The sequence below is a fragment of the Rhodococcus sp. 5G237 genome, assembly GCF_053764735.1.
In genome coordinates this window covers 102142-114572 of sequence record NZ_JBSNCD010000005.1, presented here as the reverse complement: position 1 = coordinate 114572, position 12431 = coordinate 102142, and the positions used below count along the sequence as shown (strand labels likewise).

At 68.0% G+C, this 12431-nt stretch carries 9 protein-coding genes and 1 pseudogene; 8 read left to right on the top strand and 2 right to left on the bottom strand.

All coding sequences use genetic code 11. The features are described from left to right. Nucleotides 1–15: 15 nt before the first annotated feature. Nucleotides 16–3234 carry a DEAD/DEAH box helicase gene (locus ACWPOC_RS12860; protein WP_120282538.1) on the bottom strand — a complete coding sequence of 1073 codons (3219 nt, stop codon included), beginning with the start codon at nt 3232–3234 and terminating at the stop codon, nt 16–18. A 170-nt stretch (nt 3235–3404) separates the two neighbouring features. Here ACWPOC_RS12860 and ACWPOC_RS12855 point away from each other — a divergent pair, with 170 nt between their 5' ends. The 3 genes from ACWPOC_RS12855 (at nt 3405) to ACWPOC_RS12845 (ending at nt 7314) form a co-directional block, all read left to right on the top strand. Beyond that, a complete protein-coding gene (locus ACWPOC_RS12855; RefSeq protein WP_120282539.1) occupies nt 3405–4766 on the top strand; it encodes a hypothetical protein in 1362 nt (453 codons plus the stop codon). 83 nt (nt 4767–4849) lie between these two features. Next, entirely contained in the window at nt 4850–6079 is a 1230-nt protein-coding gene (locus ACWPOC_RS12850; protein WP_120284245.1) for an AAA family ATPase, read from the top strand. Beyond that, nucleotides 6076–7314: a vWA domain-containing protein gene (locus tag ACWPOC_RS12845; protein WP_455408775.1), complete on the top strand. Its 1239-nt coding sequence runs from the start codon at nt 6076–6078 to the stop codon at nt 7312–7314. Before ACWPOC_RS12850 ends, ACWPOC_RS12845 begins: the two co-directional genes overlap by 4 nt. A gap of 73 nt (nt 7315–7387) precedes the next feature. On the opposite strand, the pseudogene ACWPOC_RS12840 reads toward ACWPOC_RS12845, so the two are convergent. Beyond that, nucleotides 7388–7585 (bottom strand): annotated as a pseudogene (locus ACWPOC_RS12840) (VOC family protein); the annotation flags it as partial. Nucleotides 7586–7673: 88 nt separating this feature from the next. Between ACWPOC_RS12840 and ACWPOC_RS12835 the strand changes: the two are divergent. Genes ACWPOC_RS12835 through ACWPOC_RS12815 form a run of 5 tightly spaced genes read left to right on the top strand, consistent with a single transcriptional unit; the run spans nt 7674 to nt 12429 of the window. Next, nucleotides 7674–8438 (top strand): GntR family transcriptional regulator, encoded by a 765-nt coding sequence (locus ACWPOC_RS12835; RefSeq protein WP_283478864.1) that lies wholly within the window; start codon nt 7674–7676, stop codon nt 8436–8438. Continuing rightward, on the top strand, nt 8435–8872 hold the full coding sequence (locus ACWPOC_RS12830) for a phosphonate C-P lyase system protein PhnG (protein ID WP_006551975.1): 438 nt from the start codon (nt 8435–8437) through the stop codon (nt 8870–8872). Before ACWPOC_RS12835 ends, ACWPOC_RS12830 begins: the two co-directional genes overlap by 4 nt. Then, a complete protein-coding gene (phnH, locus tag ACWPOC_RS12825) occupies nt 8869–9456 on the top strand; it encodes a phosphonate C-P lyase system protein PhnH (protein ID WP_179161681.1) in 588 nt (195 codons plus the stop codon). The genes ACWPOC_RS12830 and phnH overlap by 4 nt, the downstream gene beginning before the upstream one ends. A gap of 1 nt (nt 9457) precedes the next feature. After that, nucleotides 9458–10567 carry a carbon-phosphorus lyase complex subunit PhnI gene (locus tag ACWPOC_RS12820; protein ID WP_085468159.1) on the top strand — a complete coding sequence of 370 codons (1110 nt, stop codon included), beginning with the start codon at nt 9458–9460 and terminating at the stop codon, nt 10565–10567. Then, the gene (locus tag ACWPOC_RS12815; protein ID WP_120282544.1) at nt 10567–12429 is read left to right on the top strand and encodes an alpha-D-ribose 1-methylphosphonate 5-phosphate C-P-lyase PhnJ; all 1863 of its coding nucleotides are present in this window, start codon (nt 10567–10569) and stop codon (nt 12427–12429) included. The genes ACWPOC_RS12820 and ACWPOC_RS12815 overlap by 1 nt, the downstream gene beginning before the upstream one ends. Nucleotides 12430–12431 lie beyond the last annotated feature (2 nt).

The window sequence follows — 12431 nt, the reverse complement described above, 5'->3', positions numbered from 1 at the left end:
CCACGCACGGGGCGGTTACGCCAACAGTGCACGGATGTCCTCGGCGGTCAGGGCCGACGAGAACATGTCTCCGTCGTCGACGACGGACGAGAACAGTTCGGCTTTGCGCACTTGCAGCGCCCGCACCTTCGCTTCGATGGTGTCGCGGGCGATCAGCCGGTACACCATGACGTTGCGGGTCTGCCCGATGCGGTGGGTACGGTCGACTGCCTGCGCTTCGGTCGCGGGGTTCCACCACGGGTCGAGCAGGAAACAGTAGTCCGCTTCCACCAGATTCAGGCCGAACCCGCCGGCCTTGAGGCTGATGAGGAACACCGGCGCCACCCCGGACTTGAAGTCCTCTAGCACGTTTCCGCGTTTTCGGGTTCTGCCGTCCAGGTACAGGTAGTCGATTCCGGCAGCATCGAGCCGTGGCCGGACCCGGTCGAGGAACCCGGTGAACTGGCTGAATACCAAGGCCCGGTGTCCACCGGCGATCACGTCGTCGAGCTGTTCGAGCAGTGCATCGATTTTCGCGGAGCCGACTGTGCCGTGCGCGTCGTCGACCAGCGCCGGATCGAGGCTCATCTGCCGTAGCAGTGTCAGCGACCGCAGGATCGTGAAGCGGTTGCTGTCGAGGTCGTCGACGAGCCCGAGAATCTTCTGCCTCTCGCGCTGCAACTGCCGGTCGTAGAGGGCACGGTGTTTCGGTGCGAGCTCCACCTCGAGCACCTGCTCCTGTTTCTCCGGCAGGTCGGTGGCGACCTGTTCCTTCGTGCGACGCAACATCAGTGGTTTGATGCGCTGCCGCAACTGCACCAGCAGTTCGGGGTTGCTGCCTGTCTCGATGGGTTTGCGATAGTAGTCCTGAAACTTCGTCGGATGAGGGAACAGGCCGGGTGCCGTGATCGACAGCAGCGACCACAACTCCATCAGATTGTTCTCCATCGGAGTTCCGGTGATCGCGACCTTCAGTGGTGCCTCGATCTGCCGCACGCACTGATAGGCCTTCGCCCGGTGGTTCTTGACGAACTGCGCTTCGTCGAGCAGCAACATTGACCAGTCCCGTTCGAGGTACTCGTCGATATCCAGGCGCAGCAACGTGTACGACGTGGCGACGACGTCGCTGCCGTCGAGCAGTTCGTCCAGCGACGCACCGCGTTTTCCCGACGTCTCGGTGATCGCCACGACGTTCAGGTCCGGCGCGAACCGCTGTGCCTCGGTAGCCCAATTCGGAACCACCGAGGTCGGCGCGACGATGAGTACCGGGGCATCCGCGGGTCGCTTCGCGCGCGCGTGGCAGATCAGTGCGAGCGATTGCAGGGTCTTGCCGAGGCCCATGTCGTCGGCGAGGATTCCGCCGAGCCCGTGCGTCCACAAGAACGTCAACCACCGAAATCCGTCGAGCTGGTACGGGCGCAGCGTCGCCTGTAATGCCTTCGGCACCCGGGTCTTCGCTGTGGCCTTCACGTCGAGAAGTCCTTGTACCTGTTTCTTCCAGGCCGCGGCCTGCTTGTCGACGACACCGAGCGCTGCCAATTCCTCCCAGATGCCGGCCTGGAATCGGCTCAGCTGCAACCGATCCGGATCGTCGTCTTCGTGCAGCGCGCGGGCTTCGTCGACGAGCCGGCGCAGTTGTTGCAGTTCGGGTTTGTCCAGCGGCAGGTAGGCCCCGTCGGGCAGCATCAGGTATGTCGCGCCCTCGCTGAGGGCGGTGAACACCTCGCGGAACGGGATGGTGGCGCCGTCGAGTTCGATGGTGATATTCAGGTCGAACCAGTCGGAGTCGGCGGTGGCCTCGGTGGACAGTCCGATGCGCAGACTGTCGCCGACGTCGCGGTAGTCGGCGGGGGTGCCCTCGACGCGCACCTGCACGTCGTCCCGGCCGGTCAGCAGGGGCAGCAGTTCGGATACCAGTCGTGCGGTGTCGAGGTCGGTGATGGCGACGCGGGGGAACAGCCGCCGGTCGACGGAGTTGTCCAAGCCGAACGGGGCGACCATCGGCCGGATCTCGGTGAGCAGCGCGTCCTCGGCGTCGCGGTCGCGGACGGTGTCGCCGAGACGGTCGTACAACTCGACCGTGTACTCGCCGTCGCCGACGGTGTAGCCGAACTGCCAGTGCAGATCGGCGCGATGTCGGGGACGGAAGGCGACGTGCAGGAGCAGCGTCGGCCCGCTGACGGTCGGGGCCGTGAACGAGCCGTCGGCGGAGGTGACGGTCGCTGCTCGGTGCAGGCGCGGGTAGTAGGTGGTCGCGAACCGCGGCACCTGATCTGCCGGCACGGTGAGCGCACCGCCGCTCTGCAGCAGTTGCTGCATGCCGGCGGCAACGGGGTTGCGGAGTTGCGCGAGACGGAACGGTAGATCTGCCGGCGCGCTGCCGTCGTGATCCCCGGACGGGAGGTAGACGACGCCGTGGGCGGGGGCGCCGATAAACGCGACCGCGGTCCCGGTCGAATCGTCGCCGATGTGCAGGGCTGGGGTGACGGTCAGGCCGTCACCCGAATCGGCGACGTCGACATGCACATCTGCGGTGCCCGGCGGCGGCACCGCACCGTGCTTCTTCTTCGCGTAGCGTAGTTCGATCCCGAGACGGTGGGCATCGTCGAGCAGTGACCACAGTCGCGATGACACTGCGGACAGGTCGAGGGCGGTCGAGGCGGAACTGTAGTAACTCCGTGTCGAGGCGTGTACCAGTGCCGCGAACTCGAGCAGCAACTGCCGGTGTTGCTCGTTCACGTCGTAGGCGTAGGCCACGTTCTGCCACGAAATGTTGCCGGACACCCACCCGGTGCGTCCGGGCCGCAGCACCCGCGCGGTGAGTGCCGGTATGGGAGTGTGGGCTCGTTGGGTCAACGCCAGTTGCAGTGCGAGGGGCACACCGCTACCGGTCTCGTGGTCCTCGAAGAGAGCTTCGAACGGTGCTTCCCACGAGGGTGTGTCCGGGGGCATGTCCTCCTGTGGGGCAAGCAGCGCAAGCAGAAGCGCCACGGTGTGCTTGCAGTCGTAGCCGACCGGGCACGAGCATTCGCCGTACTCGAATTCGAGTCCCCGCGGTCCGGGGTGGAGTTGAACGACAGCCTGGTACATCCGGGTCCCGGCAATTCGTCCGAAACCGACGAGATTGTCCTCGTCGAATCCGCAGTCGACGACCGCGCCCGATTCGGCGTAGCGCCTCCCTCGTTCGAACGTAGGACGACCCACCGCGGTGACCAGCGACTGGATGAGGTGGTCGAATGCTGGATCTCCGGACATGAATGGGCAGTCTATGCGCCCACATCCCGCGCGAGGGCAGGGACTCGTACCCGTCGCCATGCCGTCCGGACCGGGCGCTGGCCGCAAGCGCCGCGACACGCTACGATTGCGTCGATGACAACCTTCTCTGATCAAAGATTGGGGGCCCAGTTCGCTCACGGTGAGTGCTGATGCACCCTCCGACCGCGAACGGGATCGACCCCCGACTGTCCTTCTGGCTGCGTGTGCGCGAGTTTGCCGTGCCGCCGTCCATGATCGAGTCCGCAACCGACCGGCGTCTTGCGGGTGATTGGCGTGGCGCTTGTGCCGCAGCGGGGTTCGATGTCGACATCGATCTGTCCGTGTCGGCCCGCACCCACGGCGCCGACATCGCCGCGCAGGTCTCGGACGACCTCCACCACCTGGCGCCCGACCTGCTGCGCTGGCACCTGCCACGTGTGGCCCCGGATGGACTGCTGCGCCCCGCGCTGACCGTCACACTGGCCGAATACGGTGACATCGTTCCTGGAAATCGATGTCGCGGAACGGGTTCCGTTCATCTGGTTGTCCGTACCGCTCCTGCCTGGGCGGATGCCGGGCAGCGCGTCGTATTGACCCTGTGGGACGGCTCGAATACCGGGAACCATCCGCACCCGCGTCCCAATGCACGATTTCGGCTCGACCTCCACCGGCACCTGTGGGACGCGCGCAGGTCCGGAGAACTGCGATTACGCAGTGGTACAGGACAACCGGCGGACGGAACGACGCTCGACCCCGCCCTGGCCGCGATGATCCCAAGTGGTTGCGCCGTCGACCGCTGGGCGGCCGAATCCGGCATTCTGCTCCGCGCGGCCCGGCAGTGCGACGGTCCCGTGCGGGTGCGATCCGGGAGTCGGTTCGACGTCGTGATCGAAGGGCGCGGCGACGATCCCGCGGCGCTTCGACTCGTGGACCACTATCCTCGCGGCCGGCTCGCCGCGCTGCCCGTGCTGCCGGACGCGGCGACTCTGGTACTGCCCGACCTGGAGTTGATCCGGTCGGGAGCAATCACCGCCGACCGACTGCACCCGCTCGTCGCCGCCGCTCTGGATCCGGACCGACCAACGCCGACAACACTCCGGATGCCGAGCCGGGAGAAGCGGATTCACCTGGTCGACTGCCGTGGCGAACGGCACCGGCTCGGGCTCGTCGACGGTGCGCTGACCGCCCTCGATCACGACCCCGCCGAGATCCGGCGCGAGGAACTGCTCGCCGCCCTGGGTGGCATCCCGCTGCCGTGCCTTCAGGCCATCGATCACGCCCATCGCCGTCCGGATTGTCTGCCGGGCGTTCGTGAACGCCTGGACCATGGAGACGCCGCCGGGGCGCTGGCAGTCGTCGAAGGACTGCTCGGTCCCGCTGCCGTCCTCCGTGAAGGACCCCTGCTGGACGAACTCCGTGCGTCGGTCGACCGACGCGACGCATACGACCGCTTCCGTACTGCACCCGTCGAAGCGCCCCCGGCAGCGCGACCTCGACGTTCCCGACGGTCACCCCGGACCCGATTCCGCTGAACCCGTCTCGATCCCGAAAAACAGTGTCCCGCAGGGCAGCCGGTCGGGCTGCATCCTGCTGTTCCTCCACGACCTCACAGGTGATGCACGTGTCTTCCACGCCTCTTCCCGGTAGTTCATCGAACAACGAACTCGACAGTGCCGCAACTCTGTTGGACATGCTGGGGGCGGTCACCACCGAGCCTCGCCCCGACAGTCGACTCGAAGCGCTCACCCTGGCCGTAACCGCGGACCTACCGGTGCTGCTGTGGGGTGAACCGGGAATCGGTAAGACCGCCGCCTTGACGCAGCTCGCCGAGGCCGTGAACCTACCGCTGACCACTGTCATCGCAAGCGTGCACGAGCCGTCGGACTTCTCGGGCCTGCCCGTTCTCGGGGACGACCCGGCAACACACGGTGTCCCCATGGCTCCACCGGACTGGGCCGTCCGGCTCGTGCAGGCGGGGAAGGGACTGCTCTTCCTGGACGAACTGTCCACGGCACCGCCCGCCGTGCAGGCAGCCCTGCTCCGCCTCGTCCTCGAAAGACGGATCGGAGCCTTGCAACTCCCGCCAGAGGTCCGCATCGTAGCCGCCGCCAATCCACCGTCCTCGGCCGCAGAAGGCTGGGAGCTGAGCCCACCTCTGGCCAACCGATTCGTGCACCTGCACTGGACCTACGACCACGACGTGGTCGTGCGAGGCCTCGGCGGGACGTGGCCTCGGGCGACGCTGCCGCACCTCGACCGGGAGAAGTTCCCTGCCGCGGTGACCTTCGCCCGGCGCGCGGTCTGTGAGCTGCTCAGCGCCCGACCCGCTCTCGTTCACCAGCTGCCCACCAGCCAGACCCGTCGCGGCAGTGCCTGGCCGTCGCCACGAAGCTGGGACATGGCCGTACGGCTGATCGCTTTTGCGACCGCGGCCGCGTCGTCGAAGGACGTGTTGTCGCTGTTGGTCCGGGGGAGTGTCGGTGACGGGCCCGGCTTCGAACTGCTGGCCGCCATCGACCGTATGGATCTCCCGGATCCCGAGACGCTGCTCGCCGATCCGGGGGCTGCCGAGCTTCCCGAGCGCGGGGATCTGCGCCAGGCAGTGCTCGATGCGGTGGTCGCCGCTGTCCGCCGACGGCCGGAGAAATCCCGCTGGGATGCGGCGTGGACACTCCTGGGCATCGCGGTGCACTCCGGGCCGCCCGACCTCGTGGTGGTCCCGGCGACCACGCTGGCCGCCCTGCGCCGGGACGACTGGGAGCTGCCGGCCTCGGTCGACGAACTCGTCGGTGTCGTCTCGGTAGCTCGGGCGGCGGACCGTGCCGCCGCGCAGGTCGGACGATGACGACGTCACCGGCATTCGACGCGGACAAGATCTACGCCGCGCGGTTGCACGCCGTGCGCGTCCGGCCGTACCTCGCGACCGCTCTGTACGCGCTGCACATCGTCGAGTCCACCCGGGTGCCGACCATCGGTGTGGACCGGTACTGGCGCTGCTACGTCTCACCGGCTTTCGTCGCGCAGCGGCCGGTGGCGGAATTGGCCTCGCTCCTCGTCCACGCGGTGTCGCATCTGTTGCGCGATCATCACGGCCGCAGCGAACGCTACGCCCGCGCACACGGAGCGGGCTCGCGCGCCGATCGGCTGCGGATGAACATCGCCGCCGACGCGGAGATCGACGATGACGCGTTCGGGGACGGATTACCGATACCCGACGATGCCGTTCTGCCGTCGACCCTGCAGCTGCCGGCAGGCCGGCTCATGGAGGACTATCTGCAGCAGTTGGGTCTCGGTCCGTGCACCGACAGGCTGGCCTGGCTCGACTGCGGTAGTGGCGCCGACGGACTGGATCGGGCATGGGAACTGGGTCCGGAGGGGGCGAATGCGCTCAGCGATCAGCAACAGGAGGCCGTCCGTTTCCGCGTCGCGAACAGCATCATCGGGCATCCGGGCAGCGCACCTCGAGGTTGGCGTCGGTGGGCGGAGGAGGCGCTGCACCCGCCGCAACCCTGGCGAAGCCTGCTGGGCGCGGCGATCCGCTCGGCCACGGCATCGTCCGGCGCCGGGGACGACTACACCTATCGTCGACCGGCGCGCCGCTCGGCAGCCGTGCCCGGGGCGGTACTACCGAGCCTGCGGCGGACCCCGCCCCGGGTCGGCGTCATCGTCGACACGTCGGGCTCGGTTTCCGATGCCGACCTGGGCAGCGCGCTGCTCGAGGTGGCCGCCATCGTGCGGGCCGTAGGTGGGCGACGCGACCTCGTCACGGTGCTGTCCTGCGACGCAGCGGCGCGGATCGTGCACCCGCTGTGCACGGCCGAGGACATTCCACTGTTCGGGGGCGGTGGCACGGATCTGCGCGCCGGGTTCACCCGGGTGCTGCGCAGTACGCCCCGGCCCGACGTGGTGGTCGTCCTCACCGACGGGCAGACTCCCTGGCCCAGCAACCGTCCGAGGTGCCGAACGGTGGTCGGCCTGTTCCCCCGGTTCGCTTCCCTGAGCGAAGCGAACCCCGACTTCGTTCCGGACCTGCCACCGGAATGGGCGCAGGTGGTGGAGATCGGCACCTCGCGCACCTGAGCGGCATCGCCACGCACGCGCGCTGATGCTCCACCGACCGGGTGGTCGATCAGCTCGGTGGTGCGAAGAACTCGAACGCGATGTGGTCGAGCCCCGTGTTCCGCTCGTCGAAGGACGCCTGCGGCGGCGAATCGGAATGGGTGCGCAATCCGAACGGTGTGCCACCGTCGAGCGTGAAGACCGCATGATGGACGGCGCCCGGTTCGTCGTCTTCGTCGAGCGCGGGTGAGGTGTCGAAGAGGCGGGAGTACCACGCGGTACTGGTGGCCATACAACTACCCGAGTCGTTCAGCTTTGTTTCCCTTCTGCTTATCTGAAGGGAAGTTGTCTGTACAACTCCGTCGGCGACAGTCGTCGACGTGACAGAACGTAGCGGTTACCACGACATCGCGTGTGTGCTCGCCGACGAGATCTCCGAGCTCGAAACCGGTACGAAGCTCGCCAGCGAACACGAGTTGATGCATCGGTTCGGAGTCGGCCGGGCCTCCGCCCGCGCCGCCGTGCAGGAACTCGAACGTCGCGGACTGGTTCGGCGCGTCCGAGGGTCGGGCACCTTCGTCAACCGGCCCATCGACTACCTCATCTCGCACGAACAGCGACCGTCGTGGCACCGCACGGTCGAGGCCGCAGGTGCGACGCCCCGGTCGACGGTGCTGTCCTCCGATGTCCGGCCGGCCTCGCCACGCGAAGCCGCGTATCTGGGGGTCGCGCCCGGAACCGAGGTGCACCATATGCGTCGCCTGCGGTTCGTCGACGGCAACGTCGCAGCGATCGGCGACGAATGGGTCACCCGTGAAGCGCTCACGGAACTCGGCTCCGCTCTGCGGGTCGAAGAATCTCTCGACGAATTACTCCGTCAGATGGGCAGATTCGACGTCGTGCGGTCGTGGTGCCGCATCGGAACGGAAGTGCCGGCACCGGAGATCGCCGACGCACTCGAAATGAACTTCGTGACGCCGGTGTGGACGGTCGAATCGATCAATCGGGACGCCGACACCGGCGTCGCCGTCACCTACAGCATGTCGTGGATGCGCGCCGACATGATCCGCGTGGTCATGGAAATAGGCGACCGCTCCGTATCGAACCCACTCGAATCTCAGAGGAGAACAGGGACATTCGCATGATTACAGCCGACTACACGCGTGAGCGGCTCGCCGAACTGCTCGCGGCGGCACCCGAACCCGACCTCGTCGCGGCCGCCGACGCGTGTCTGTCCGACGGCGCCGACCTCACCGTCCTGACCGCTCCCGAAGTGGGATGCGTTGCGGTACAGGTACGTGAACCCATCGCCCACGACCGCTTCTATCTCGGCAACGTCCTGGCCTGCCACGCCGAGGTGCGCGTGGCCGGAACCCGCGGCTGGGCTCTGCGCATGGGCGACGACCGCGCCGCCGTGCTCGCCGCCGCGGTGTGCGACGCCGAGGTCGCCGCCGATCGTCCGCACGCCCATGTCGTCCGCGATCTGTGTGCCCGTGTCGAGCAGGACCTCGACCGCGCCGATCAGGAGGAATGGGCCCGGATCGCCCCCACCATCGTGCAATTCGAGGAGCTCACGTGACCATCGCAGACCCGATCGTCGGTATCGGACTCGACCCCGCCACCGCCGGACGCATCTACCGCGACGTTCTCGCCGCGTACACGCGCCCCGGCCTCGAGCAGATGCTGCCCTCGACCGATTTCCCGGCGGCGCTGCTGCCGGCGCTCGCCCTCGCCGATCTCGATACCGGTGTCGAGGTCCTCGAATCCGACGGCCGCCATTGGCTCGAGGTGCTCACTGTCGCCACCGGCGCTCCCGTGACGTCGGCCGACCGGGCCCGCTACCTCACGGTGCTGCGAGCTCCCACCGCCGACGATCTGCTCACCGCGACCCGCGGCAGCGCCCTGTCGCCCGAATCGGCCGCGACCGTCGTGGTCGAGGTGACCTCGCTGCGCGGCGGTACCCCGGTCGAACTGACCGGACCGGGAGTCAAGGAAGCCGAACGTATTTCGCCGTCCGGATTCGACGAGCAGCTGTGGCGGGCCCGCAACGAGGCCACTGCGGATTTTCCCGCAGGTATCGACCTGCTGATCGTCGCCGAAGACGGTGCGATGGTCGGCATTCCCCGCACGACACGCGTCGTTCCGATCGCAGAGGAGAACTGACATGGGGTACTCGGGAGCACGCGGCGGACTCGACGCGATCCTCGCCGCCGAAGAACTCGTCCGCACCGCCCGCGACACCGACGATTCGCCCGCGCTGACCACCGCGCAGATCACCGGCCGGATGCGACTCGCCGTCGACCGCGTGATGGGGGAGGGCTCGCTGTACGACGAGGCCACCGCCGCCGATGCGCTGCGACAGGCCGAAGGCGACGTCATCGAAGCCACCCACCTCGTCCGCGCCCACCAGTCCACCCTGCCGCGACTGGCGACCAGCGAACCGGTCGACCCCGACGAGATGACGGTGCTGCGCCGCATCGTGCCGGCGTGGCGGACCCCGGACGGACCCCAATTGCTCGGCCGCACGAGCGACTACACCGGACGCATGCTGGTGCGTGAGGGCACGAACATCGTGACGGTGCCGTCCGAGACCGATCCGTCCGTCGAACGCACCGAGGCCGAACGGCACCCGCGCCGCTTCTCCGACCTGCTGCGCGACATGAACCTGATGGTCGACAGCCGGCCCAAGGACGGTTTCGACCCGGAACCGTTCGACATCTCCCGTCACCTGCCCGTTCCCCCGGCGCCGCGCTCGGCGGTGCTCGCCTCGATGGCGCGAGCCGAGACCGGTGCGCTCGTCGGCACCTGGTACCGCTCGGTCCGCGGCACCGACGGGAACATCCACGAAACGACCCTCGGCGAGGTTCGGCATGGGCGTATCCCGGTCCGGATCCGGCACCCGCACACCGGTAATCCCTTCATCATGGGCGAGATCCGCGCCAGCGAGTGCGAAGCGATCGAGGACCTCAACGGTCCCGACGAGGACCGCGGCCGCTTCGACGTCGGCTACGGCCTGTGCTTCGGGCACAACGAACGCAAGGCCATCGCCATGGCCAATCTAGACATCGCGTGCCGTCGCTTCGGTGACAGCACCGGCCTCGAACAGACCCTGCTGCTCACCACGGACGGCCTCGACTCCTGCGGCTTCCTCGAGCACCTCAAGCTTCCGCACTACGTCACCTTCCGATCGATGATCGACCGCAAACTCGCAGTCCAGGCCGGCGAGGACGACGCTCCGGCCCGCGCTGCCGAACCTCTCGGAGGCATCTGCTGATGACCGACACCCTCACGACGCACGCTCCCGGCGCTGCGCCGTCCCGCCTGACCCACACCCTCGATGCGATCGACGCCGCCACCCCCGGCCGCGGCATCCTCGACGAAGGTTCCAAGCGTGAGATCCGCCGCGCATCCCTCACCGCGGTCTGCGTGCCCGGTTACCTCACCCCCTTCGGGTCCCGCGAGATGCCGGTGGCACGCGGCTGGGGTTCAGGTGGCCTGCAGGTCACGCTCGGTCTGGTGACCGCCGACGACGTCGTCAAGGTCATCGACCAGGGCGACGACGACGGCGTCAACGCCACCAACCTGCGCCGCCTCATCGAGGACAGCGAGAAGTGCGCGAGCACCAAGGACACCCGCGAGGCGACGATCATCCAGTCGCGTCACCGGATCCCCGAGGAACCGATGGGGGAGGACCAGATCCTCGTCCTGCAGGTCCCCAACTCCGAACCTCTTCGCGCCGTGCAGAAGTCCGTCACCGAGTGCGCGCGCATGCACGCCGAGGCCGACTACTCGATGATGTGGGTGAGCCTCTACGAGGATCTCGTCCGCAACGGTGTCATCACCAAGACCACCGGCTACCCGGTGCTCGTCAACGGCCGCTACGTGATGATCACCTCGCCCATCCCGCGCTGGGACGTGCCGCAGCTTCACGACTCGCCGTTCCTGACGCTGCTGGGTGCGGGTCGTGAGAAGCGCATCTTCGCCGTCCCCCCGTACACCGACGTACGCCCGCTGACGTTCGACGACGTGCCTTTCGAGGTGGAGGGTTCGAAGGATCAACAGTGCGAGCGGTGCGGTTCCACCGACACCTTCCTCGTCGAAGCCGCCCCCGGCCGCATGATGTGCAGTGACGTCGAGTGGTGCACCCGCGTCACCGACGCCGACGTCGACCTCGACCGGCACGCGAACAACGCCCCGCTGCAGTACCTGCCCGACCCGCAGCGTCGCGTCCGCGTCGCCGCTGCCGCCGATCACCGCGACCCGAAGGAACTCGTCGACCGGCCCGTCCCGGCCCATGCCGAAGGCTGGACGCTCGCCGTCCGCGGAGTCGGCAAGGTGCACGGCCCCGGTGGCGCCGACGCAGTTCCCGGCACCGGACCCGAGGCCGGCACGGCCATCAGTCCCCGTACCGGAGCGGTCGTCGCGGCATGGGACGTCAGCTTCGACGTCGCACCCGGTGAGGCACTCGGCATCATCGGCGAATCCGGATCCGGCAAGTCGACCGTGCTGCGCTGCCTCATCGGCGACGAGAAGGCCACGGCCGGTTCGATGTTCCTGACCACGCTCGACGAGGGCCGCACCGACGTGTTCACCCTCGACGACACCGAGCGTCGTGCTCTGCGGATCGACACCCTGGGGCTGGTCCACCAGAACCCCGCCGACGGACTCACCATGACGGTGTCGGCCGGTGGCAACATCGCCGAGCGGCTCACCGCGGCGGGCTGGCGCAACTACTACGAGATCCGCGACCGCGCCGCCTATCTGCTCGAGAAGGTCGAAGTTCCCCTCGACCGCATGGACGATCCGGTCCACACCTTCTCCGGCGGTATGCGCCAGCGCGTGCAGATCGCCAAGGCCCTCGCCACCGATCCGCGGGTGCTGCTGCTCGACGAGCCCACCACCGGTCTCGACGCGTCCGTCGCCGCGGGTGTGCTCGACCTGCTGCGCAACCTGCTCGCCGAACGCGACACCGCAGCCGTGGTGGTCAGCCACGACTTCGCGGTCATCGAAGCGCTCACCGACCGCACGCTGGTGATGAACGTGGGACGCGCCGTCGAAACCGGCCTCACCGACCAGCTGTTCCAGGACCCCCACCACCCCTACACCCAGCGGCTCGTCGCCGCCGCCCGGAGATGACC